General features: G+C 64.5%; 23 protein-coding genes. 15 read left to right on the forward strand and 8 right to left on the reverse strand.

The window, feature by feature from the left end:
- Positions 1-191: 191 nt before the first annotated feature.
- The 6 genes from pip to pqqA form a co-directional block, all read right to left on the reverse strand.
- Positions 192-1,166: a prolyl aminopeptidase gene (pip, locus tag AC066Y_RS05575; RefSeq protein ID WP_478273003.1), complete on the reverse strand. Its 975-nt coding sequence runs from the start codon at positions 1,164-1,166 to the stop codon at positions 192-194.
- Positions 1,156-2,382, reverse strand: a complete 1,227-nt coding sequence (pqqE, locus tag AC066Y_RS05580; RefSeq protein ID WP_478273004.1) for a pyrroloquinoline quinone biosynthesis protein PqqE — start codon at positions 2,380-2,382, stop codon at positions 1,156-1,158. The genes pip and pqqE overlap by 11 nt, the downstream gene beginning before the upstream one ends.
- A complete protein-coding gene (pqqD, locus tag AC066Y_RS05585; RefSeq protein WP_478273005.1) occupies positions 2,379-2,690 on the reverse strand; it encodes a pyrroloquinoline quinone biosynthesis peptide chaperone PqqD in 312 nt (103 codons plus the stop codon). The genes pqqE and pqqD overlap by 4 nt, the downstream gene beginning before the upstream one ends.
- A 10-nt stretch (positions 2,691-2,700) precedes the next feature.
- A complete protein-coding gene (gene pqqC / locus AC066Y_RS05590; protein WP_478273377.1) occupies positions 2,701-3,456 on the reverse strand; it encodes a pyrroloquinoline-quinone synthase PqqC in 756 nt (251 codons plus the stop codon).
- A 20-nt stretch (positions 3,457-3,476) separates the two neighbouring features.
- Complete coding sequence (gene pqqB, locus AC066Y_RS05595) at positions 3,477-4,406, reverse strand: pyrroloquinoline quinone biosynthesis protein PqqB (RefSeq protein ID WP_478273006.1); 930 nt, start codon at positions 4,404-4,406, stop codon at positions 3,477-3,479.
- A 161-nt stretch (positions 4,407-4,567) separates the two neighbouring features.
- Positions 4,568-4,648 (reverse strand): pyrroloquinoline quinone precursor peptide PqqA, encoded by an 81-nt coding sequence (gene pqqA / locus AC066Y_RS05600; RefSeq protein WP_035635412.1) that lies wholly within the window; start codon positions 4,646-4,648, stop codon positions 4,568-4,570.
- Between the two features lie 325 nt (positions 4,649-4,973).
- Between pqqA and AC066Y_RS05605 the strand changes: the two genes are divergently transcribed.
- The 9 genes from AC066Y_RS05605 (at position 4,974) to AC066Y_RS05645 (ending at position 14,714) form a co-directional block, all read left to right on the forward strand.
- Positions 4,974-5,231 (forward strand): DUF6894 family protein, encoded by a 258-nt coding sequence (locus tag AC066Y_RS05605; protein WP_478273007.1) that lies wholly within the window; start codon positions 4,974-4,976, stop codon positions 5,229-5,231.
- Positions 5,232-5,398: 167 nt separating this feature from the next.
- Complete coding sequence (locus AC066Y_RS05610; protein ID WP_478273008.1) at positions 5,399-6,673, forward strand: PQQ-dependent sugar dehydrogenase; 1,275 nt, start codon at positions 5,399-5,401, stop codon at positions 6,671-6,673.
- 72 nt (positions 6,674-6,745) lie between these two features.
- Positions 6,746-7,312, forward strand: a complete 567-nt coding sequence (locus tag AC066Y_RS05615; RefSeq protein WP_478273009.1) for a c-type cytochrome — start codon at positions 6,746-6,748, stop codon at positions 7,310-7,312.
- A gap of 72 nt (positions 7,313-7,384) precedes the next feature.
- Positions 7,385-8,776, forward strand: a complete 1,392-nt coding sequence (locus tag AC066Y_RS05620; RefSeq protein ID WP_478273010.1) for an amidase family protein — start codon at positions 7,385-7,387, stop codon at positions 8,774-8,776.
- 1 nt (position 8,777) lies between these two features.
- Positions 8,778-9,254, forward strand: coding sequence for a glutathione peroxidase (locus AC066Y_RS05625; RefSeq protein WP_478273011.1), 477 nt, complete (start codon positions 8,778-8,780; stop codon positions 9,252-9,254).
- Complete coding sequence (locus AC066Y_RS05630) at positions 9,251-9,511, forward strand: DUF3297 family protein (protein WP_092116110.1); 261 nt, start codon at positions 9,251-9,253, stop codon at positions 9,509-9,511. The genes AC066Y_RS05625 and AC066Y_RS05630 overlap by 4 nt, the downstream gene beginning before the upstream one ends.
- A gap of 136 nt (positions 9,512-9,647) precedes the next feature.
- Entirely contained in the window at positions 9,648-10,817 is a 1,170-nt protein-coding gene (locus AC066Y_RS05635; protein ID WP_478273012.1) for a mandelate racemase/muconate lactonizing enzyme family protein, read from the forward strand.
- Positions 10,818-10,985: 168 nt separating this feature from the next.
- Positions 10,986-12,047 carry a hypothetical protein gene (locus tag AC066Y_RS05640; protein ID WP_478273013.1) on the forward strand — a complete coding sequence of 354 codons (1,062 nt, stop codon included), beginning with the start codon at positions 10,986-10,988 and terminating at the stop codon, positions 12,045-12,047.
- A 306-nt stretch (positions 12,048-12,353) separates the two neighbouring features.
- Positions 12,354-14,714 (forward strand): TonB-dependent receptor, encoded by a 2,361-nt coding sequence (locus AC066Y_RS05645; RefSeq protein ID WP_478273014.1) that lies wholly within the window; start codon positions 12,354-12,356, stop codon positions 14,712-14,714.
- Between the two features lie 125 nt (positions 14,715-14,839).
- Here the strand turns inward: AC066Y_RS05645 and AC066Y_RS05650 are convergent, their stop codons facing one another.
- On the reverse strand, positions 14,840-16,204 hold the full coding sequence (locus AC066Y_RS05650) for a malonyl-CoA decarboxylase (protein ID WP_478273015.1): 1,365 nt from the start codon (positions 16,202-16,204) through the stop codon (positions 14,840-14,842).
- A 158-nt stretch (positions 16,205-16,362) separates the two neighbouring features.
- Positions 16,363-17,163 (reverse strand): AraC family transcriptional regulator, encoded by an 801-nt coding sequence (locus tag AC066Y_RS05655; protein ID WP_478273016.1) that lies wholly within the window; start codon positions 17,161-17,163, stop codon positions 16,363-16,365.
- 89 nt (positions 17,164-17,252) lie between these two features.
- Between AC066Y_RS05655 and AC066Y_RS05660 the strand changes: the two genes are divergently transcribed.
- From AC066Y_RS05660 to AC066Y_RS05685, 6 genes are all read left to right on the forward strand, one after another.
- Positions 17,253-18,455 carry an MFS transporter gene (locus AC066Y_RS05660; RefSeq protein WP_478273017.1) on the forward strand — a complete coding sequence of 401 codons (1,203 nt, stop codon included), beginning with the start codon at positions 17,253-17,255 and terminating at the stop codon, positions 18,453-18,455.
- Between the two features lie 210 nt (positions 18,456-18,665).
- Positions 18,666-20,213, forward strand: a complete 1,548-nt coding sequence (locus AC066Y_RS05665) for an SUMF1/EgtB/PvdO family nonheme iron enzyme (protein ID WP_478273018.1) — start codon at positions 18,666-18,668, stop codon at positions 20,211-20,213.
- Positions 20,214-20,247: 34 nt separating this feature from the next.
- Positions 20,248-20,673, forward strand: a complete 426-nt coding sequence (locus AC066Y_RS05670) for a DUF4399 domain-containing protein (protein ID WP_478273019.1) — start codon at positions 20,248-20,250, stop codon at positions 20,671-20,673.
- A 156-nt stretch (positions 20,674-20,829) separates the two neighbouring features.
- Positions 20,830-21,576 (forward strand): transporter substrate-binding domain-containing protein, encoded by a 747-nt coding sequence (locus tag AC066Y_RS05675; RefSeq protein WP_478273020.1) that lies wholly within the window; start codon positions 20,830-20,832, stop codon positions 21,574-21,576.
- Positions 21,577-22,028: 452 nt separating this feature from the next.
- Positions 22,029-22,847, forward strand: coding sequence for a formate/nitrite transporter family protein (locus tag AC066Y_RS05680; protein ID WP_478273021.1), 819 nt, complete (start codon positions 22,029-22,031; stop codon positions 22,845-22,847).
- Between the two features lie 60 nt (positions 22,848-22,907).
- Positions 22,908-24,644 (forward strand): bifunctional protein-serine/threonine kinase/phosphatase, encoded by a 1,737-nt coding sequence (locus AC066Y_RS05685; RefSeq protein ID WP_478273022.1) that lies wholly within the window; start codon positions 22,908-22,910, stop codon positions 24,642-24,644.
- The last annotated feature ends 96 nt before the right edge of the window (positions 24,645-24,740 follow it).

Genomic DNA, 24,740 nt, shown 5'->3' on the forward strand with positions numbered 1-24,740 from the left:
CGGCACGAGGAAGGCCATGCCGATTATTCGGCGGGCATCTTCACATCTTAATCCTGATTGGACAGACGAAGCGGCAAACGACCTGGTACGACAAATCTAAAAGACCCTGGACGGACAGGTTGAACTCCTGTCGTCTTCACTGTCCGATTAGTTCGCCTTGCGGGCGCTCCAGTTATGAGTACGCGCCCGGGTCATTGTCTTGCCGCCAAATCCGCGATCGCCTTCATCACGGCGTTGCGGATGCCGGGGTCGTAGAGGATGTGGCCGGCGCCGTCGATGATGCGGACCTCGCTGCCCGGCCAGCGCGCGGCGAGCGCGTGCGATGTCGCGGGCGGGCACAGCAGGTCGTAGCGGCCCTGCACCAGGATGCCGGGAATGCCGGAGAGCTTGCCGGCCTCACTCATCAGCTGGTTCGGCCGCATGAAGCAGCCATTGGCAAAGTAGTGCGCCTCCATGAACGGCGTCGAGGGCAGGGCGCCTGCTGTCTTTGTCAGGTCGAGCCGCGTCTGCTTCGGCGTGTGCTCCGACAGCGTGCGTTCGGTGTCGTGCCAGGCGCGCGCGGCCGGCGCATGCACGGCCATCTCAGGATCGAGGATGCGACGGTAATAGGCCGCAAGCGGCGCCGCACGTTCGTGCTCGGGCAGGAAGTTGAGGAAGTCCTCGGCGAGATCGGGATAGAAGCGCGGCAGGGCGCGCAGGAAAACGTCCTCCAGCTCTTCGCGGGTGCCGAGAAACGTCGCGCGCAGCGCCAGCCCGCTGACCCGCTCGGGATGCGCCTGCGCATAGGCCAGCGCCAGCGTCGCGCCCCAGGAGCCGCCGACCACCATCCAGCGCGAAAAGCCGAAGCGTTCGCGGATCTTCTCCATGTCGGCGATCAAATGCTGCGTCGTGTTGGTGTCGCGGCTGCCCTTTGGCCGGCTGCGGCCGCAACCGCGCTGGTCGAACAGCACGGCGTGAAAGCGCTCGGGATCGAATAGGCGGCGATGATCCGGCTGGCAGCCGCTGCCGGGGCCGCCATGCAGGTAGACCGCGGGGATGCCGCCTTCACGTCCGACGCTCTCGACATGGAGATCGTGGCCGTCGCCGACATCGAGCCATTCCGACGTCAGCGGAGCGAAGGGATCGGCGCGCCTTGCGGCCTTGCCGGCATCGGCGTCAGGCGCCATTGGCGTCGTCCGGGCGTTTGCCTTCGTCCGTCTCCAGCGTGCCGCCGGCGAAGTTGCGGTAGACGAAGCGGTTCTGCGCACCCGCGGATTCCTGCTCGGCCTGCTTGAAGATCTCCTCATGCCGCGGCGACAGCGCGCAGGCCGGGTCGGTGTTGCCGGCATCGCCGGTCAGCGCAAACGCTTGGCAGCGGCAGCCGCCGTAGTCGACCTCGCGGAACTCGCAAGATTTGCACGGCTCCGGCATCCAGCCCGTGCCGCGATAGCGGTTGAAGGCCTCCGAGTTCTGCCAGATCCAGGCGATCGAATGGTTCGAGCGCACCGACTCGAATTCGAGCCCCGTGATGCTCTCGGCGGCATGGCACGGCAGCACCTTGCCGGCCGGCGAGATGTTGAAGAACTGGCGGCCCCAGCCCCCCATGCATTTCTTCGGCCGCAGCGCGTAGTAGTCCGGCACCACGTAGTCGATCGCGAGCGTACCCTTCAGGCGCACTTGAGCTTCCTCGACGATGCGGCTGGTTTCCTCGATCTGCTCGATCGTCGGCATCAGCGCGGCGCGGTTCTTCAGCGCCCAGCCGTAATACTGCACGTTGGCGACCTCGAGCCGGTCGGCGTCGAGGTCGACCGCCATCTGGATGATGTCGGGCAGCTGATGCAGGTTCTGCCGATGCATCACGGCGTTCACCGTGAGCGGCATCTCGAGCTCGCGCGTCCATTTCGCGACTTCGAGCTTCTTCTTGTGCGCGTCCTTCAGGCCGGCAACGCGATCGGCAACCATGGGTTCGTTGCCCTGGAAGCTGATCTGCACATGGCTGAGGCCGGCATCGGCCAGCGCCGACAGTTTGTCTCTGGTCAGCAACACCGCCGAAGTGATCAGGTTGGAATAGAGCCCGACATCGGTCGCGTGCTGCACCAGCTCGACGATGTCCTTGCGTGCGGTCGGCTCGCCGCCGGAGAAATGAACCTGCAGCACGCCGAGCTCGGCAAGTTCGCCCAGCACCTTCTTCCATTCCTCTGACGTGAGCTCGGTCGAGCCGCGGTCGAGCTCGACCGGGTTGGAGCAGTACGGGCATTGCAGCGGGCAGCGGTGGGTGATCTCGAGCAGCACCGCGAGCGGGATGCCGTAGGTCTCCGCCGCCGAGCGCGCTTGCTCGAGCACCGCGAGCCCGTCGGCCGGGCCTGCTGTCGTTGTCTTGCTACCGGCGAGCGTGTCAGTCATGCCGTGCTCTCGCGCGCTTCGGTGAGAAAGCCCTTGTCGGCCAGATCCTGCAACATCGCGATCACGTCGGTCGCGATCGCCTCGCGTGGCGCGGCGTATTTTTCGGCGAGCTGGTCCACCATCTCGGCGACGCTGCGCACGCCGTCGCAGAGCTGCAGCACCTCGACCGCGATTTCATCCGGCGCCAGCACGCGCTCCGGCGCCAGGATCACCCAGACCTGCCGCGTCTCGTCGAATTTCAGCCTGGCATGGCGCGGCAGTTTCGGCCGGCTGGTCTCGCTGACGCTGATATTGCGGCTGCTGGCCATGATGTTGTCTCTAGCTCGTCTTCGGCACGAAGGCGCCGGGCGGAATCTGGCCCTCGACATAGGCGTGATAGAGCGCGTCGAGCTGCACCCACAGCACGTTGGTCTTGAAGATCAGCGCGTTGCAGACCGCCTCGCGCTCGGCCGGCGTCCTGGCATGCTGCTTGACGTAGTCCAGCGCAAAGCCGGCGTCGCGGGGCGCCTGGGTCAGGCGGCGGCTGAAATAGCTCATGATGTCGGGATTGACGAAGTCGTAGTGCTTCAGCATCCCGGAGATACGCTCCTCGTGCAGGTTCGGCGCGAACAATTCGGTGAGCGAGGAGGCGATCGCCTCCAGCGGCGTGCGGTCGCGGCAGAAATGCACATAGGCTTCCACGGCAAAGCGCGTCGCCGGCAGGATGCCTTCGGTGGACTCGACATAGGCGGTGTCGAGGCCGAGGCCTTCGGTGAGCTTCAGCCAGCGCTCGATGCCGCCTTCATTGCCGAGATCGCCGTCGTGATCCTCGATGCGATGGCGCCATTCGATCCTGGTGTTGCGGTCGCGGAAGCGCGAGATCACCATCGCATCCTTCAGCGGGATCGTGCTCTGGTAGTAATAGCGGTTCAGCGCCCAGGCCTGGACCTGGCCCTTGTTGAGCTTGCCGCCGTGTAGCAGGCGGTGGAACGGATGCAGGCTGTGATAGCGCGTCGCGCCGATCGTGCGCAGCGTTGCCTCCATCTCCTCGGCACTGTCGAGCGTGATGCCCTTGCCGATCGAGAGCGCGGTCATTCCATTCGTAGGCACGACATTCACAGCACGATCTCCGTTCCGTCGGAGGGAATCTGCCAGCCCGCCTGTTCGGCCGCCTTGCGTTCGGCCGAGGTCCCAAGCAGCGCCGGGTTGGAGTTGTTGATATGCAAAAACACTTTTCGTCCGATGTCGAGCCCGGCGAGGCTTGCGATCGCGCCCTGATCGCCCGACATGGCGATATGTCCCATGCCCTGGCCGGTCTTGTTGCCAAGGCCCGCCGCGATCAGCTCGTCGTCGCGCCACACCGTGCCGTCGAAGAACACCAAGGGCGCGCCCTTGAGCCGTGATTTCAGGTCGTCGGTCACCCGGGCGCAGGCGGCCAGGAAGTAGAAGTATTGGCCGCTACGCCTGTCCGCAATACGCAGGCCGAGCGTATCGCCGACGCCGTCGGCGCCCGCCGGGTGCGCCTTGCCCTCGAGATACCACGCGCCCTTGCCGGGAACCTCGAACGGCAGCACCTCGAGCCCCGACGGCGATCCGTCGGGCAGGGCCGGCTCGAACGCCTGATCGACCGCGATCGGCCGGCGCGCGACGTTTTTCTCGCTCAGCACGTTGAAGATGCTGTTCGCGCGCAGGATCGCCAGCACCCGTTCATGGGCGTAGATCGCAAATGGCGAGCCCTCGCGCATCGACAATAGCCCGGCGACCGCATCGATCTCGCCATTGGTGAGGATGACGCCGGCGATCGGGCTGTGGCGCAAGGCGCCGTGCTTCGGATGCAGTTGCGGCGTCGCGATCAACTGTTGACGGAGATCCGGAGACGCGTTGACCAGGAACCAGTGCGCGCCATCGCCGCTGACGGCGATCGAGGCTTGCGTGCTCTGCAATTCGGGATGGTCGCTTCGCGCCGTCCTGCAGACGGCACATCCGCAGTTCCACTGCGGAACGCCGCCACCCGCCGCGGCACCCAGGACGACGACACGAAGCATGATCCGTCCCCTGGAGACGTTTAACTCGGACCCAAATAATTCGGACCCAGAAACGTTACGAGGTGGACCCCGGCTTTGGAACACACCCCCATGCTCGGGAGCGCGTTACGCCCGGATGTCCACCTGCGCTAAAACGCTAAACGTGTATAGGGCGCTGCCGCTTACTTGCGGGTGGCGCACATATACATGTTGATTTCCATGCCGACCGACACTTCGACGATCTTCGGTGCTTTCCAGGCCATTAGGCTCTCCTTGTTGCAACCGGACGAACTTTCCGCCCTAGAGGTTAAACTACTGCGGTTCGAAAAGTTCGCCACTTAAATTTTTCGCAAGCGGCCCTGCGGAAGCGCATGCTGCACTGCGAGACACAAATCCGACCCACTCACAAATTTGTGCGCGCATTTCCGGTCAAAACCCGGTGGGATCAGACCTTTTTCCTGTTGTTCGCCACACGGTGAATGTTGATCTTGGACTAAGAAACAGGGACCACGCGATCCTCCGAAGGTCCTGATGACGATTCCGTGCTTCCCGGTGACGGGAAGCGACTAACCGAGCCGAGTTCAGCCGATGCCACGCTATTTCTTCAATACCCGTATCGGCGACGAGCTGATCTCCGACCCCGATGGTGAAATCCTGCGGGACCCGGATCGCGCGTGGGAAATGGCACGGGCGATGATTCGCGAACTGCTCAAGACCGAGGGGGCCGACGGCGCGCTGCTCGGCGCGGTGATCGAGGTCACCGACGACGAGGGCGAGATCGTGCTGGAGTTTCCATTCACGGAGGCGATTCTCGATCGCCCGGACCACTCGATGACACGGCACTGAGAGACACCGGCAACGTCGCGTGGCCACAACCATGCGTTGGCTGGTGTCGGCATGTTTCCGATTGCAATTGTCCGGACAAATTCGCAAGACTATGAACGGAAAGCCGAACCGCGCCGGCTGACGTCAATGGCGCAATCAACAACGGCTTCCACCCAGGGGAGATCATCATGAAAAAACACTCGTTCGCACCGCGCAGCCTGCTGCTCGCGGGGGCCATGCTGGGAGCGTTCACGCTCTCTGCTGCGGCGCAACAGCCGGCGGCCGCGCCCGCCGCAGGTGCCGCGCCCGCCGCCCAGCCGCTGCCGCCGGGCTCGCCCTTGATCGGGCGTCCGGACAATGAGGCCGCCGCCAAGCTCGCGCCGGTGGCACCCCCGCCGCTGCCGACCGCGCCCGACAAGCTGCCGCTCGCCAAGCTCAAGGTCCCGGCCGGCTTCAATGTCGAGGTCTATGCCGCGGGCATGGCCAATGCGCGCTCGCTGGCGCTCGGCGACAAGGGCACCGTGTTCGTCGGCAGCCGGCTCGTCGACAAGGTCTATGCAATCGTCAACAAGGACGGCAAACGTTCGGTCAAGGTGATCGCCTCCGGCCTCTACCGCCCGAACGGCGTCGCCTTCAAGGACGGCACGCTCTACATCGCCGAGCTGTCGAAGGTCTCCAAGATCGACAAGATCGAGGACAATCTGGACAATCCGCCGAAGCCGACCGTCATCTACGACAAGCTGCCGAAGGACGAGGCGCATGGCTGGAAGTTCATCGCCATCGGCCCCGACAACAAGCTCTATGTCCCGGTCGGCCAGCCCGGCAACAACGTGCTGCACGACGCCGATCACGGTCAGATCCGCCGCATGAATCTCGACGGCTCCGGCGCCGAGGTCTACGCGCTCGGCGTGCGCAACTCGGTCGGCTTCGACTGGAATCCCGAGACCAAGCAGATGTACTTCACCGACAACGGCCGCGACTGGCTGTCGGAGACGGTGCCGGAAGACGAGCTCAATCGCGTCACCAAGGCCGGCGAGGATTTCGGCGCGCCTTACTGCTACCAGGGCAACATCATCGACCAGGAGCTCGGCTGGGGCAAGAACTGCAAGGACTACACCGCGCCGGTCGGCCTGATGGGTCCGCATACCGCCTCGCTCGGCATGCGCTTCTACACCGGAAGCCAGTTCCCGAAGGCCTACAAGAACGCGATCTTCGTCGCGCGTCACGGCTCCTGGAACAAGTCGCAGAAGCAGGGCGGTGACGTCGTCGTCGTCAAGCTGAACAAGGACGGCACCGTGAAGTCGGTCGAGCCGTTCATGACCGGCTTCCTCGAGGACAACAAGTATGTCGGCCGCCCGGTCGACGTGATGCTGCTGAAGGATGGCTCGCTGCTCGTCTCCGACGACTGGAACGGCGCGGTCTATCGCATCAGCTACGGCAAGCCGAAGGTCGCCAATCAGTAAGCTGAAACCAGAGATCGGGGGCAGCGTCTGCTGCCCCCGATTTTCTTTTGAACTGCACGTAAGGATGGACCGATGCGTAAGCTCGCAATCGCCGCGGCGCTGGCCGCTCTCAGCTTCTCCGCAAATGCCGAGACCATCCAGGAGCGCGCGGCGGCGTGCTTTGCCTGCCATGGCGAGCACGGCACGTCGGAAACCGAGAACACGCCCTCGCTCGGCGGCCAGCAGGCGCCCTATGCGCTGATCCAGCTCTTCATGTTTCGCGAGAAGCTCAGGGTATTCGACCCGATGAACGAGATGGCGAAACCGATGACCGACGACGATTTACGCAGCTTCTCGGACTTCATCGCCACCTTGCCGAAGCCAACGCCGCCCGCGGATGTCGGCGATCCGGCGCGGATGGCGCGTGGCCAGGCTCTGGCGCAGCAGAACCGCTGCAACAGCTGCCACAACACCGATTTTTCGGGCAAGGACAACGTCCCCCGCATCGCCAACCAGCGCGAGGATTACCTCGCCAAGACGCTGGCCGAATACAAGGACAACAGCCGCCACGGCTACGACGCCACCATGGCGGACGTGATGCAGACGGTCACCAAGGAGCAGATCGGCGACCTTGCCTATTACATCGCGCATGTCCGCTGAAACATCAGGCGGCCGGCCGCTGGCCTTGCTCTTCGTGTGGGGCTAAAACGCCTGCGTCATACGGAGTAGCACATGCAGGATATTTGGCGTCTGTCGGCGGCTGAACTCGCCTCCCTCATCAAATCCAAGAAGGTGTCAGCGAAGGAGGCGGCCGAGGCTGGGCTCGCCCGGCTCGACGCGGTGAACCCGAAGATCAATGCGGTCGTCGATCACCGGCCGGACGACGTGCTGGCACAGGCCGCCAAGATCGATGCGGCAATTGCGCGCGGTGAGGCCGTCGGGCCGCTGGCCGGCGTGCCTGTTACCATCAAGGTCAATGTCGACCAGGAGGGCTACGCCACCACCAACGGGTTGAAGGCGCAGCGCGACTTGATCGCCAAGGTCGACAATCCGGTGGTCGCCAATCTGCGCAAGGCCGGCGCCGTGCTGCTCGGCCGCACCAATTGTCCGGCGGTCTCCTATCGCTGGTTCACCACCAATCTCATTCACGGCGACACCAAGAACCCGCGCGATCCCGGCATCACGCCGGGCGGCTCGTCGGGCGGCGCGGGCTCCGCGGTCGCGGCCGGCATCGGCCATATCGCGCACGGCACCGATATCGCAGGCTCGGTCCGCTATCCGGCCTATGCCTGCGGCGTGCACGGCCTGCGGCCGAGCATGGGCCGCATCCCCGCCTTCAACGCGGCATTGCCGGAGCGTCCGATCGGGCCGCAGATCAGCGCGGTCTCGGGCCCGCTGGCGCGCACGGTCAACGATCTGCGCATCTCGCTCGCGGCGATGTCGGCGCCGGATTATCGCGATCCCTGGTATGCGCCGGTGCCGCTCGAGGGACCGCCGCGCGAGAAGCGCGTTGCGATGTGCCTCAATCCCGATGGCCTCAACCCGGTGCCGGAAGTCGTCGCCGCGGTGGCCGATGCCGGCAGGCGATTGCGAGAGGCCGGCTGGATCGTCGAGGAGATCGCCGACACGCCGTCCCTGCGCGAGGCGGCCGAGATCCAGACCCGGCTCTGGCTCGGCGACGGCTACGAGGCCCAGCTTGCGTTTGCCGAACGCGAGGGCGATCCCGGCGCGCTGGCCTGCCTGCGCGGCGTCCGCGCCAGGGTGCATCCGTTCGACCTGTCGCAGGCGCTGACCCGCCGCGCGACCTTGACCCGCGAATGGTTTGCCTTCTTCGACAAATATCCGGTGCTGCTGATGCCGGTCTCCGGCGAGCTGCCGTTCCCCGATCATCTCGACCGCAAGGACGAGGCGTCGTTCGCGCGGGTGTGGCACGCGCAGCTGCCGCAGATCGCGATCCCCTTCATGGGTCTTCCCGGGCTTGTCGTCTCCACCGGCCTCGTCGGGCGGATTCCGGTCGGCGTGCAGCTGGTCGCCGGCCGCTACCGCGAGGACCTCTGCCTTGCCGCGGGTGAGGCGGTGGAAGCCGGCGGCACGCCGTCGTCGCCGATCGATCCGGTGGTTTGAGATGACTACCGTCTACGATTTCACCGCCAAGTCGCTCACAGGCGACGAGGTGCCGCTGCAGCGGTTCGAGGGCCAGGTGCTGCTGATCGTGAACACGGCGAGCGCCTGCGGGTTCACGCCGCAATACAAGGGCCTGCAGGAGCTGCATGCCGGCCTCTCGCCGCGCGGCTTTGCCGTGCTCGGCTTTCCCTGCAACCAGTTCGGCGCGCAGGAGCCGGGCGATGCGAAACAGATCGCGGCGTTCTGCGAGACCAACTACGCCGTGACGTTTCCGATGTTCGCCAAGATCGACGTCAATGGCTCAGGTGCGCATCCATTGTACGAGCATCTGAAACGTGAGAAATCGGGCCTGCTCGGGCCGGCGATCAAGTGGAACTTCACCAAGTTCCTGGTGGATCGTGCCGGCAAGGTCGTGGCGCGGCATGCGCCGACCGCCCGACCCGAAGGATTGAAGAAGGAAATCGAGGCGCTGCTATGAGCGACGACACCAACGACCAATTTCCCGACCGCCTCTCGGTCGACCCGAACAGCCCGTACTACAACGCGGAGATTCTTTCGCGTGATGTCGGCATCCGGTTCAAGGGTGCCGAGAAGACCAATGTCGAGGAGTACTGCATCAGCGAAGGCTGGGTGCGGGTCACCGCCGGCAACGCCAAGGACCGCTACGGCAATCCGCTGACCATCAAGGTGCACGGGCCGGTCGAGCCGTATTTCCGGGACAAGGCGAAGTCCTGAGGCGCTTCCTCCACCGTCATTGCGAGCGAAGCGAAGCAATCCATGCCTCCGCTCGTTGAGAAATGGATTGCTTCGTCGCTTCGCTCCTCGCAATGACGATGAGGAGAGGCGGCAAGCCTAACTTGAAGAGCTCACCATGTCCGTCCGCATCGTCGATCTCCGCGAGGTGACAAAGCCGATCTCCTCGCCGATCCGCAACGCCTATATCGATTTCACCAAGATGACCACGAGCCTGGTCGCCGTGGTCACCGATGTCGTGCGCGACGGCAAGCGGGTGGTCGGCTATGGCTTCAATTCCAACGGCCGCTACGGGCAGGGCGGTCTGATCCGCGAGCGCTTTGCGCCGCGTCTGCTCGAGGCCGATCCGAAATCGTTGCTCGATGCCGCCGGTGACAATCTCGATCCGGACAAGGTCTGGTCGACGCTGATGTCGAACGAGAAGCCGGGCGGCCATGGCGAGCGTTCGGTCGCGGTCGGCACCATCGACATGGCGGTGTGGGATGCGGTGGCGAAGATCGCGGGCAAGCCGCTGTTCCGGCTGCTCGCCGAGCGCCACGGGCTATCAGCCAATCCGCGCGTCTTCGTCTACGCCGCCGGTGGTTATTACTATCCGGGCAAGGACCTCGGCGCGTTGCGCAAGGAGATGCGCGGCTATCTCGACCGCGGCTACAACGTCGTGAAGATGAAGATCGGCGGCGCGCCGCTCGCCGAGGATCGCGAGCGCATCGAGGCGGTGCTGAAGGAAATCGGCAGCGCGGCACAACTCGCGGTCGACGCCAATGGCCGCTTCGATCTGGAGACCGCGATCGCCTACGCCAAGATGCTGCGGGAGTACCCGCTGTTCTGGTACGAGGAGGCCGGCGATCCGCTCGACTACGCGTTGCAGGCCGCGCTGGCGGAGTTCTATCCGGGTCCGATGGCGACCGGCGAGAACCTGTTCAGCCATCAAGATGCGCGCAACCTGATCCGCTACGGCGGCATGCGGCCGGACCGGGACTGGCTGCAATTCGACTGCGCGCTGTCCTACGGGCTCTGCGAATATCAGCGGACGCTCGCGGTGCTGAAGACCCACGGCTGGTCGCCGAGCCGCTGCATCCCGCATGGCGGCCACCAGATGTCACTCAACATCGCGGCCGGCCTCGGCCTCGGCGGCAATGAAAGCTACCCCGATCTGTTCCAGCCCTATGGCGGGTTCCCGGACGGCGTGCGCGTCGAGAATGGCCACATCCTCATGCCCGACCTTCCCGGCATCGGCTTCGAGGGCAAGTCGGATCTCTACAAGGAAATGAAGGCGCTGGCAGAATAGCGAGTAGCCATCCGGCTAGCCGGGCAGGCTTGAGTCCGCTTCCAAAATATCTTGAGCGTCGCTCAACAAAATATTGAACGTTGCTCACGTTCCGATATACTCATGCAGGAGAGACGCCTCTTTCCTTGTCATTGGGGGAGGAGCGGAACCGGCCATGAGGATAGTCGCATGCCATATTCAGCGAAGAATCTCCGGGACGCCGCCGATGCCGGGGTGATCAGCGCGGCTGACCTGGACCGGCTGCTTGCCTTCCTGGCGAGCCATGACGGGCAGGGCGCGGCGGGCGACGCAAGCCCGGCGGCCAGGTTCGATGCCGCCCATGTGCTCTGGTACGTCGGCGCGCTGATCGTGATCGGCGCCATGGGCCTGTTCTCGACCCTGGCGTTCACCCAGATGGGCGGCCGGGCGCTGACGGCGTGTGCGATCGCCTACGCCACCGCATTCGCGGTGGCCGGTCACCACCTCTGGTACGGCAGGGATCTGCGGGTTCCCGGCGGCCTGTTGATCGCGATCGCGGTCTCGATGGCGCCGCTTGCGGTCTATGGCATCCAGGACGAGCTCGGCTGGTGGGGCAAGTTCGGCAAGCCCGGAACCGTGCAGGACTTCTACATCTGGGTGAAGGGCAGCTGGATATTCATGGAGATCGCGACCGTTGCCGCCGGCATCGTCGCGCTGCGCTACTTCCGCTTCGCCTTCATCGTCGCGATCATCGCGTTTGCGCTGTGGTTCATGTCGATGGATCTGGCGCCATGGTTCAGCGGCCCGAATTATGCCGACTTCGAGACGCGGCGCCGTGTGTCGGTGTGGTTCGGATTGGCCGTGCTCGCGGTGGCCTGGATCGTCGACTATCGCAGCCGCAATGGTGACTTTGCGTTCTGGCTGCATCTGTTCGGCCTGATGGCGTTCTGGGGCGGCATCACCGCGTCCGAAGGGTCAACCGAACTCTCGAAAGCGGTCTATTGCCTGCTCAATGTCGGTCTGGTCGCGGTTGCGGTGATCCTGATGCGGCGCGCCTATGCGGTGTTCGGCGCGTTCGGCATCTGCATCTATCTCGGACATCTCGCCGACGTCGTCTTCAAGGACTCGCTGTGGTTTCCGTTCTCGCTGTCGCTGATCGGAATTGCCGTGATCGCCGCAGGCCTGCTCTACCATCGCAACGAGCTTGCGATCGCCGCCTGGCTCGCGGCGCATCTGCCGGCGGGGCTGCGTCCGCGGTCTGCCACCGCGTGACGCGGCCGCGCATCGAGAGATCGTTTTAGAACCGGTACAATCTGGAATCCCTACAAGAAGCGCGGCACGCGAGCGCCGCACTTCTTTTCCCGGTGCAAATCCGGAAGCCGACAGAAACCATTTGCATCCTTGACTTTTCCAACGATGCGCGCGCTCCGCGCAGCGCTTGCGCGCTTTCGTCGCGATTTTATTCCGTCGTCACCCAAAAATTTTCTGAAACCCATCGTCTGGACGCACCGCGCCTCACCTCTCTAGAGGACGGCGCATCGCCTTCACGCAAGGCGACAGTTGCTTGGGGACGACGTCATGACATCAGGATCCAACCGTCGCGGTGTTTTGCTCGCGAAGCTGTCGCTGCTCACGGTGAGTTATCTCGCACTGAGCGTTTCGCTCACGCCTTCCGCCGCACAGGCACAATCCTCGCAAGCCGGCGCCTCGACGCTGCCGCCGGTGACCGTCACCTCGCCGGCCGCGCAAGGCCGCCGCAGCGCGCCATCGACATCGCGGAGCACGACGGCCGCGCGGGGCCGCCGCACCCAGACCGCGCGGCGGATCGAGCCTGCGGCTGCGCCGAAACCGTTCGCGGAATCGCAGGATGCCCGCACCGGCACATCGGGCTATTTCGCCAACAGCACCTCGGTTGCGACCAGGACCAACACTGCCATCGTCAACATCCCGCAATCGCTCAACGTCGTGACGCGGGAGCAGATCCGCGACCAGAACTACCAGGGCGTCACCGACGTCACCCGCTATGTTCCGGGCGTCGCGGTGCACCAGGGCGAGGGCAATCGCGACGAGCTCGTGATCCGCGGCGTCGATTCCAGCGCCAACTTCTTCGTCAACGGCTTCCGCGACGACGTGCAGTATTTCCGCGACATGTACAATGCCCAGAGCATCGAGGTGCTGAAGGGCCCGAGCGCGCTGACCTTCGGCCGCGGCGCCGGCGGCGGGCTGCTCAACCGCACGCTCAAGGAGGCCGACGGCAACCGCGTCTACGAGGCGACGGCGCAGACCGGCTCGTGGGGCGATCGCCGCGTCACCCTCGATGCCGGACAGGCGATCAACGAGAACGTCGCAGCCAGGCTCAACGTGTTCTACGAGGGCGCCGACGCCTTCCGCGACTTCAACCATCTCGAGCGTTACGGCATCAATCCGACGGTGACGCTGAAGCCCGACGACAACACCAAGATCAAGCTGAGCTACGAGTATTTCCACGACGAGCGCACCGCCGACCGCGGCAATCCCTCGCAGGGGGTGCCCGGCGGCGCGACCCGCTTCAATCCGACGGCGCCGTTCGCGCCGAATGGCGACTTCTCGACCTTCTTCGGCAGCCCGAGCCTGAACACCGCGCAGGCGACGGTGCAGACCGGCATGGCCATCATCGAGCATGATTTCGAGAACGGGCTGACGGTGCGCAACGGCACCATCGCCGCCGACTACCAGAAGTTCTATCAGAATGTCTATCCGACCGGCGGCGCGCTAGCGGGCGCGGTCAACCCGGCGGATACCGCGGTCAATCTCGGCGCCTATCAGCACACGACCAACCGCGACAATGTCTTCAACCAGACCGATTTCACCTACAAGACCTGGACCGGTCCGCTGTTCCACACCGTCGGCTTCGGCACTGAATTCGGCCGCCAGACCGGCGTCGACATCCGCAACACCGGCGTGTTCCCGAACGGCACCAACACCATCGTGCAGAACCCGTTCGCGCCGACCTATTTCGGCGCGGTGACGTTCCTTCACCACTTCACCGGCACCAATACCGATGGCGTCACCACGCCGGACTCGAACAGCCGCTACGCGCTGAACATCCAATCCGGCTATGTCAGGGACACCATCGAGATTTCCCGCGCGGTGCAGATCATCGCCGGCGCGCGGTTCGACCGCTTCGACATGTCGGCCACCGATATGAACACCAACATCAATCGCGGCCGCGTCGACAATCTGGTGTCGCCGCAGGCCGCCCTGATCATCAAGCCGATCGGGCAGATGTCGGTCTATACCGCCTACAGCATCTCCTATCTGCCGGCCTCGGGCGACCAGTTCAGCTCGCTGACCGACGGCACGCTGATCCTGCAGCCGCAGCGCTTCGAGAACGTCGAGCTCGGCATGAAGTGGAACATCAATCCGAAGCTGTTGTTCTCGACCGCGGTCTACAATCTGAACCGCACCAACCAGCCGATCCCCGATGGCAACAATCCCGGCTTCTTCTTCCCCTCGGGCAGCACATTGACCCGCGGCGTCGAGGCAAGCCTGACCGGCCATGTCACCGAGCAGTGGCAGTCGTCGCTGGCCTATGCCTATACCGACGCCAAGATCACCGGCGCCACCTCGGCGACCGTGGTGCCCGGCAACCGCGTCCAGCTCGTGCCGTACAATCAGTTTGCCTGGTGGAACAAGTATCAGTTCACGCCGATGTGGGCGGCTGCGCTCGGCGTGATCTATTTCGGCGATTCCTTTGCCTCGTCCGACGACACCGTGCTGCTGCCGAGCTTCGTCCGCTTCGACGCGGCGGTCTATGCCAAGATCGACGAGACCTGGAGCGCCCAGCTCAATGTCGAGAACATCTTCGACAAGGGCTATTGGGCCTCCGCCGACGGCAACAACAACATCTCGCCGGGGCAGGGCCGCACGGTGCGGCTGACGGCGCGGGCGAGGTTTTAGGGGTGGAGGGCGGCGACTATCGTGCCGTCATTGCGAGCGAAGCGAAGCAATCCATTGTCCCTCAGCGGCGCTATGGATTGCTTCGTCGCTTGCGCTCCTGGCAATGACGGGGAGGGAGCGGCGTCCTACCCCAGCCGCATGTCCAGCAGCCGCCGGCCTTCGCCCTTCAAGAGCTTCTTCACCGCGCTCGAGGCGATCACCTCGCCATTGTTGGCATAGGCCTCGTGGTTCTTCTCGATGTCGTCGAGGCGGTAGAGGTAGTTGACCATGACGCCGGCGGATTCGCGCAGGCCCTTGGGCGAGAGGTCGCCGAGCCAGTTGATCCGCTCCAGCCGGGCACCATTGCCGAGATGGAAGCGCGCGACCGAATCGATCAGCCGTCCCTTCGGCGTGCGTGCCTTCAGGAAGTAATAGGCGGCGAGCGGTTCCAGCACGGCGCGCAGTTGCGTGGCGAGCTCGGCGTTCTCGAACCAGCCGGGCTTGCCGAGGCTTTCCAGCAGCTGACGGTCTTCATCGGTAAGCGGCACGTCATCGGCCTGCTTCACCCACTGCATGAAGCCGGGCACCGGCGACAGCGTCACGAAATTGTCGAGCTTCGGCAGTTCGCGGCGCAACTCCTCGACCACCTGCTTGATCAGGAAGCTGCCGAAGGAGATGCCGCCCAAACCGCGCTGGGTGTTGGAGATCGAATAGAACACCGCGGTGCGGGCCCGCTCGACCGGCACCGGCTCGCGCTCTTCCGCCAGCAGCGGCGCGATGGCGCCCGGGATGGCTTCGGTGAGCGCGACCTCGACGAAGATCAGCGGCTCGTCGGCCAGCGCCGGGTGGAAGAACGCGTAGCAGCGGCGATCCACCGGATCAATGCGGCGGCGCAGATCGTCCCAGTCGCGAATCTCGTGTACGGCCTCATAGCGGATGATCTTCTCCAGAATATTGGCCGGCGACGACCAGTCTATCCTGCGCAGCACGAGAAATCCCCTGTTGAACCAGGACGAGAGCAGATGCACCACGTCGCGATCGAGCGCGGCGAGGTCCTTGTTGCCCTTCATCAATGAAAGCAGATCCGATCGGATCGACACCAGCTCGCCGGTGCCGCCCGGCGCGCGGTTGAGCCGGCGAATCAATTCCTGGCGGCGCGGTTCGGAGGCGAAATGCAGGTCGCTGGCGTCGCCGCCATTGGCCTTGTCATCCGCCTTGGCGCGCCAGCTCTCGATCGCCTGCGCCAGCCTGGCATGATCGGGGCCGAAATCGCGCGCCAGCGTCTGGAAGAACGACAGGCGGCCGGCGGCATCGAGGTGGTGGTAGCGGTCGAGCACCTCGCGCGCCATAGCGGTGCCGGAGGCTTCGCCGCGGCCGGACAGCAGCGCCTCGCACAATTCCAGAAGCTCGGACGCATCCTGCTTGTCGTCGGGCGGGCTGGCGCGGCCGAGCAGGACGCGGCCGCGTTCGGAAATCGTCGAGAGCAGGTCGGAGAAGAAGGCGTTGGCCATTTGCGGGTCGTATCCAGCGGGTCGTATTCAGTGAAGCCGGACCTTACACGGGATTTAAGGTCGGGAGGACTGCAATCAAGCGCATGGATCGTACGGAAATATGTCGCAGCGCGACAACGGTATAATTCTTCATCACTGCGCCCGATGACAAACCCCGCTCACGTCCGTTCCGCGAACGTGGTCGGTGTCTTGCCGGTGACCTGGCGGAACGCATGGGAAAATGCCGGCACGCTGGCATAGCCGAGGTCGGAGGCGACCTGCTTGACCGAAATATTCGCGTTGGTCGACAGGCGTTCGATCGCGGCCGCGATGCGGGCGCGCTGGCACCAGCTCTTGAAGGACAGCTGCGTCTCCGCCGAGAACAGGCGCGACAGCGTCCGCGCCGAGGTGCCGACCGTGCGCGCCAGCGCATCGATCTCGTGGTCCTTGGTCGGATCGGCCAGCACGATGTCGGCGGCGCGGCGGCAGCGCGGCTCCTGCGGCAGCGGGATGAAGGTCGCGGAATCCTCGGCCTGGTGCAGTTCCAGCATCACGAGCCTGATGAGGAGGTCGGTGCGCTGGCGTCCGCATGAAGCGTCGAACAGCGCAAGGATCGCCTGGTGCACCAGCGGCGACACCCGCACCACGAATTCATGGCCGAGGCTGTCGCTGCGCGCTTCGCGCGCGAGCCAGGCCCGGTCGAAATAAAGCGTGCGCATCTCGATATCGGCGAGCACGTCGATCGCATGGGGGAGCAGAGCAGGGACCCACACCGCGCGGTCCGGCGGCACCAGCCAGCGGCCTTTCGGCGTCGTCACCTGCATGGTGCCGCTCGCGGCATAGACCAGTTGCGCCTCGCGGTGCATGTGCGGGTCGAGGCGGACGCCCTTCCGGTAGCTGCGCGCGACCATGTGCACCCCGTCGCCGGTGACACGCCGGTCCTTGTGGAGGGCTCTTATTGGCGGCTCAGCGATAGTCATTGGCGACATCCCGTCAGGACAAGGACCTATAACCTATTTTCGAGCAATTGAAGAATCGCGTGAGAGACGTGCCAGTGAAAGACCTGCCCATGAGCAGCCCAACCAACAGTCCAAGGAACAATCCAAGCCGGGTGATTAGCTTCGTCAACGCCGGCCATTTCATCGACCACTATGCGATGCTGATTTTTGCGGCCGCCGTCATCATCATGGGCCCGGCGCTCGGCATGGCCTATTCGGAACTGCTGCCCTATGCGACGCCGGGCTTCATCGCCTTCGGAGCCGGCTCGCTGATCACGGGCTGGCTCGGCGATCGCTGGAGCCGCCGCCACATGATGGTGATCTTCTTCGTCGGCATCGGCCTGTCGATGATCTCGGTCGGCTTCGTGCAGACGCCGCTGCAACTCGGCGCAGCACTGCTCGCCATCGGCATCTTCGCCTCGATCTACCATCCGGTCGGCACCGCGATGATCGTGTCCTATGCCGAGAAGCTCGGCGCCCAGATGGGCATCAACGGCGTCTGGGGCAATCTCGGCGTCGCCTCCTCGGCGCTGGTCACTGGCGTGATCGGCCAGTATCTCGGCTGGCGCTGGGCTTTCATCGTGCCCGGCACGGTCACCGTGCTGGTCGGCATCGCCTTTGCGATGACGGTGGTGCATGAGGACCGCAAGGGCTCCAGGCAGGCCGCAGCGCAGGTGCGGGTCGCCAAGGAAGACATGTGGCGGGTGGTGCTGTCGCTGCTGATCGTGGTGATCGCGATCTCGACCACCTTCAACGCGGTGACGGTGGCGCTGCCGAAGCTGTTCGCCGAACGGCTCGCCGATCTGACCAGGAGCCCGGCGCTGCTCGGCGTGATCGCGGCCGGAGTCTATGTGTTCGGCGCGATGACCCAGTACACGATCGGCAAGCTGCTCGACAGATATTCGCTGAAGACGGTGGCGCTGCCGCTGTCGTTCGTGCTGGCGCCGTTCCTCTATCTGGCGGCGAGCCTGTCCAATTTGCCGCTGATCGTGGTCTCGATCGGCATCGTGATGGGCGCGTTCGGCCAGGTCACGGTGAACGATGCCATGGTCGGCAAGTACACCACCGAGGAATGGCGCTCGCGCGCCTATGCGGTGCGCTATTTCGTCGGCTTCACCGCGGCGGGCGCTTCCGTCGGCCTGGTGGCCTGGCTGTACGACCAGGGCGGCTTCTCCATGATGCTGCGCGCGTTCGCGGCGCTGTGCCTGCTGGCGATTGCGGCCGCGATCATCCTGCCGCGCGAGATCCGGACGCCAGCCACACAGGCGGGGTGACGTGCTGGCGGTTTGCCGCACCATTTCAAGCTGAAACAAGCCCGCAGCGCCATCCGCCACCAGCGGATGGCGCTTTTTCGCGCACCGCACCATTGCGTCCGCAAACTTTGTCCGGACCCGGCGGTGTGATACGCTCCACACGGGCCTCAGGGCCCAAGGCGCCGGTTGCGCCGATCATCGCCATTTGTGGTTTGTGGAGCAGCCGAGGCCATGGGCGAAATTCGCGACTTCAAATCCGGCAAGCCGGGCAAGCCACCGCCCGGCGAAGCAATGCCGCGGCGCCTTGCCGCGATCGTTGCGGGCGATATCGCCGGCTACAGCCGCCTGATGCAGCTCGATGAAGAGGGCACCCACAACCGCGTCAAGCGGATCGAGCGCGATCTGGTCGAGCCCACCATTGCCGAGCACCATGGCAAGCTGGTCAAGACCACCGGCGACGGGTTCATCGCGATGTTCGACAGCCCGGTCGAGGCCGTCCGTTGCAGCATCGTGATCCAGCAGAACATGATCGGCCGCAACGCGGCGATCGCGAGAGATCACTGGATCGAGTACCGGATCGGCGTCAATCTCGGCGACGTCATCATCGAGGCCGACGATATCTTTGGCGACGGCGTCAATGTGGCCTCGCGCCTGGAAGGGATTGCAGCGCCCGGTGAAGTCTTCATTTCCGGCGGCATCTACGAGCAGATCAAGCACAAGATGGTCTGCGGGTATGAATCGCTCGGCGACAAGAAGGTCAAGAACATCACCGATCCGGTCCGGGTCTATCGCGTGCTGCCGGACGCTGCCGCGTACCAGAGGACGCGCCGGCGCCGTGAGTCCATCCTGCTTACGCTGCTCGGACTGGCGGTCGCAGTCATCGCTGGCGGCGTGCTTTGGTACATGCTGGCGCAACCGCGCAGCAAGCCGATCGACGTGGCGCAGGTGCCTCCGTCACCGGCCGCATCGCCGGCCGTTCAGCAGCCGGCACCGAGCCCGGCTCCGGCTCCAGGCCAAGCTGCAAGTCCGGTCCCAGGTGCCGCACCGGCGCAGCAAGCCTCGCCTCAAGCCGCGCCCTCTGCAACTCCCGCCGCGTCGGTGCCGGAGCCTGAAATGGTCTCGCTCCAGGGCGGCAGCTTCTCGATGGGAAGCAATGACGATCCTTCGGAGCGGCCGATCCGCAAGGTGACGGTCAAGCCGTTCGCGATGGGCAAATATCCGGTCACCGTGCGGGAATGGAATGCCTGCGCGGCGGCCAAGGCGTGCGGCTTCACAGCCAGTGGCCAAGACGACGTTCCCGTCACCAATGTGAGCTGGAGCGATGCGAAACAGTATGTAGCCTGGCTCGCCGAGGGGACGAAGAAGGCCTACCGGCTTCCGAGCGAGGCCGAATGGGAATACGCGGCGCGGGGTGGAACACAATCGAGATACTGGTGGGGCGACCAGATGCAATCGGGCAACGCCGGTTGCAAGGATTGCGGCGGTGGCGCCGGTGCCGCCGAACAGCCGGTCAAGGTCGGCAGCTTCAAGCCGAATCCGTTTGGTCTTTACGACATGGGCGGCAGTGTCGATCAGTGGGTCGAGGATTGCTGGCACAGGAACTACCAGGGCGCCCCGGCCGACGGTGCGGTGTGGCCCGGCGGTGATTGCGGCTCCCATGTCATTCGTTCCGGCTCCTGGAAGAATGACGCACGCTATGTCCGTCCGGCCAATCGCGACAATTACGACACCAATGTTCGCTACCCGACCCACGGTTTCCGGGTCGCGCTGTCTCCCTGAGAGAGCGTCTGCAATCGTCAGGTTTGGAGGGGTTATGAAAAGTGCAGGCCTGATCATGCTCGCTGCGGCACTGACATTGCTCGCAAGTCCGGCCACCGCGCAAAACAAACCGGCGGGGAAAGACACCAAGCTGTATTTCATCTGGCCGCACGACGGAGCCAGGGTCAAAAGCCCGTTCTGGTGCCGCTTTGGGCTGCGCAACATGGGCGTCACCCATGCCGGCGACGAATACCCGAACAGTGGCCATCACCACCTTCTGATCGATGTGGATGAGCCGTTGAATCCGAATGAGCCGATCCCGTCGGACAAGTCTCACCAGCACTTCGGTGCGGGCCAGACCGAGACGCAACTCGATCTGGCGCCCGGCAAGCACACCTTGCAGCTGGTGCTGGGCGACGCCAAGCACTATCCATTCAACCCGCCGGTCGTCTCCGAAAAAATCACCATCCGGGTCAAATAGGCCGATACGGATAGCTCCCTTGCGCGACCGCCGCTTGCGCAAAGCGGCCTCGTGCGGTTTGTTGCGCGCCGCCGGGCGCTAGACCCGGCTGGAGGGCGTCCGATGTTGTCGCCGCGACTGCTGCGTCTGGCTGGCCTCGTTCTGGGAGTGATTGTCATGGCCGTATCAGCCAATGCCGACGCCTTGAAGGATCAGATCGCGCCGACCGGAAAGCTCCGGGTCGCGATCGCGATCAGCCCGGCGGGCGGCGCGTTCTGGTCGACCCGGACCGAGAACGGCTATGCCGGCGTTCCCGTCGATCTCGGCAGCGAGATGGCGGCGCAGCTTGGCGTTCCCGTCGAGTATGTCGTGCACCAGAATTCCGGCCAGATCACCGATGCGGCGTCGAGCAACAGCTGGGACATCACCTTCCTGCCCAAGGATCCCGAGCGTGAGACCAGGATGACGTTCGGGCCGATCTACGAGGTTGCCGACGCCACCTATATCGTCAAGCCGGGCTCAACGATCACGAATTTCGCGTCATTGGACCAGGACGGCGTCAAGGTCGCTGCCGTCAACGCCACCACCACGATGCGCGGCGCGATCGCGCATCTCAAGCGCGCCAAGGTCACGGGCTATCAGACCTATGACGAGATCTTCAATCTGCTGAAGAGCGGCGAGATCGACGCATTCGCGTTGTCGCGCGATCAGCTCAATGCGATGGCCAAAAAGATTCCGGGCAGCCGCGTGCTGGACGAGACCTTCAAGCAGACCGTTACCGCGGTCGCGGTGCCGCTCAACCATCCGCTGGCTGCGGCGTTCGCCACCAGGTTCATGACGCAAGCGATCGCCAACGGCACGCTGCGCAAGGCCTATGACAATAACGGGCTGAAGGGCTCCCCGGTCCGTACCGAGGTGAAGTAGACCGGCGCGTACGACTCTATCCCGGTCATTCTCAACTATCCCCGTCACCCCCGCGCAAAAGCGAAGCCTTTGCGCGGGGGTGACGGGGATGGAGAGGCGCGCCCCCCTGGGTGACATCTGGGCATGCTGCATAATTCCGCGCCATCGCGCTGGGCAGTTCCTGCGTTACCGCTCTAACCTATTGGATTGACAAGGATTTAATGCCGTCCGCGAGCGTCTCCGGTTGGCATGTCCATTGCTTTTAGATGCATCAGTCAATGACGACTGCCGTCCTCCGGATTGCCGAAGCCAATGCAGGCCGAGGTGAGGGGATCAAGGCGCCCCGCCCGGGCGTCGCGAGCAATCGTTGCACCCCCCAAACTCACTCCCCGGACGGACGAGCAATTCAACCAACCCGCGTCGCTTCCGGCAGGCAACCGGCGCGGCCGAATTGCGCAAGGGGAATTTTACGAATGGCCTATCTCGCACCGTCCGAATTCGTCACCAAGATGGTGGACGCCGGCGAATCCAAGATCTTCATGTCGACGCGCGACACCGTGATCCGCGCCTACATGGCCGGTGCGATCCTCGCGCTGGCAGCCTGGTTTGCCGTGACGATCAACGTCAACACGGGTCAGCCGCTCGTCGGCGCATTGCTGTTTCCTGTCGGCTTCGTGATGCTCTATCTGCTGGGCTTCGACCTGCTGACGGGCGTGTTCGTTCTCTCGCCGCTCGCGCTGCTCGACAAGCGCCCCGGCGTCACGCTCAGCGGCGTGCTACGCAACTGGGGCCTCGTCTTCGTCGGCAACTTTGCCGGCGCGCTCACGGTGGCGTTCATGATGGCGTTCGTGACGACGTTCGGCTTCACGCAGGAGCCCGACAAGGTCGGCATGACCATCGGAAACGTCGGCGAGGCGCGAACGCTGGGCTACGCGGCGCATGGCGCGGCGGGCATGGCCACTCTCTTCATCCGCGGCATGCTCTGCAACTGGATGGTTTCCACCGGCGTCGTCGGCGCCATGATCTCGACGACGGTGCCCGGCAAGGTCATCGCGATGTGGATGCCGATCCTGGTGTTCTTCTACATGGTGTTCGAGCATTCGGTCGTGAACATGTTCCTGTTCCCGTCGGGATTGATGCTCCATGCCAAGTTCTCGATCATGGACTATTTGATCTGGAACGAAATCCCGACCGTGCTGGGCAACCTCGCCGGCGGCCTCGCCTTCACCGGGCTCACGCTTTACACGACGCATGTGAAGACGGCGCCGAAGCGCCAGCGCCTCGCGGCTTGATCCTGGCCGGCTTATGGGGCTCTCCTGTCACGGAGGGCCCCATTCGCATTGGGACGGTCGATGCCGCGCGCGCTGACAATATCGGTCGGGCAATTCTCTGATCAGGGCCGCAAGGACACCAATCAGGATTTCCACGGCGTACTGATTCCCGACGAGCCGCTGCTCGGCCTGAAGGGCATCGCCGTGGTGCTTGCCGACGGCATCTCCTCGAGCAGCGTCGGCCGCATCGCCGCCGAGTCCGCGGTCAAGAGCTTCCTGACCGATTACTACTGCACCTCGGAATCCTGGTCGGTGAAGACCTCGGCGCAGCGGGTGCTGGAGGCGACCAATTCCTGGCTGCACGCGCAGACCAGGCGCAGCCAGAACCCCTACGACAAGGACAAGGGTTACGTCTGCACGCTGAGCGCGCTGGTCATCCGGTCGACCACGGCGCATCTGTTCCATGTCGGCGACTCGAGGATCTACCGCGTCGCGGGCAACAGCCTCGAGCAATTGACCAACGACCACCGCGTCGTGCTGTCGTCGCAGCAGAGCTATCTCGGCCGCGCGCTCGGCGTGAACCCGCAGCTCGAGATCGACTACCAGAATCTCCGGCTGGAGCGCGGCGACACCTTTCTGCTGGTGACCGACGGCATCTACGAGCACGTTCCCGCGCGGCGGCTGGCGAAGACGATCAGGGATGGCGCGGCCGATCTCGATGCTGCCGCGAAGTCGATCGTCGAGCAGGCCTATGAGAACGGCAGCCCGGACAATCTCACCGCGCAGATCATCCGGATCGACGAATTGCCCGACGGCGATGCCAGCGAGGTGTTCGGCCAGCCCACCGAGCTGCCGCCGCCGCCGCTGCTCGATGCAAGGATGCTGTTCGACGGCTACCGCATCGTCCGCGATCTGCATGCATCGCACCGCAGCCACATCTATCTCGCGGTCGACGAGGAGAGCGGCACCACGGTCACGATCAAGATCCCCTCGATCGACCTGCGCGACGATGATGCCTATCTGAAGCGCTTCATGCTGGAGGAATGGGTCGCCCGGCGGATCGACAGCCCGCACGTGCTGAAGCCGTTTCTGCCGCAGCGCAAGCGCAACTTCTTCTATGTCGCGATGGAATATATCGACGGCCAGACCCTGACGCAGTGGATGATCGACAATCCTGCACCGGCGCTGGAGACGGTGCGCGACATCACCGAGCAAATTGCAAAAGGGCTGCGCGCCTTCCACCGCAAGGAGATGCTGCACCAGGACGTCAGGCCCGACAACATCATGATCGACAGGACCGGAACGGTGAAGATCATCGATTTCGGCTCGACGCGGATCTCGGGCGTTGCCGATGCGGCGCCGGCGGGGGGCGAGGACATTCTGGGCACCCAGCAATACACCGCGCCGGAGTATTTCCTGGGCGAGGGCGGCACCGCGCGCTCCGACCTGTTCTCGCTCGGTGTCGTCACCTATCAGATGCTGACCGGCCGCTTGCCCTATGGCGCGCAGATCGCGCGCGCCCGCACGCGGTCTGACTTCAACCGGCTGGTCTACCGTCCGGCTGCGCATGGCGGCCGCGACATCCCGGCCTGGGTCGACGGCACGCTGGAGCGCGCGGTGCACGCCAATCCGCTGAAACGCTACGACACCTTCTCGGAGTTCCTGTTCGACCTGCGCAATCCCAACGCAAGATATCTGACGACGTCATCGACCCCGCTGATCGAGCGCAACCCGGTGCTGTTCTGGAAGTCGACCACGCTGGTGCTGGCGCTTGTCGTGGTCGTGCTGCTCGCCTACGCCGCGCATCATTTGCGGTAGGGAAGGTTCAGTTGAATAGCGTGCCGGGAGGTCCATCCCCGTCACCCTGAGGAGCGCGCACTTGCGCGCGTCTCGAAGGGTCGACGGCCCCGGCCG

Source organism: Bradyrhizobium sp. USDA3010 (assembly GCF_056429065.1).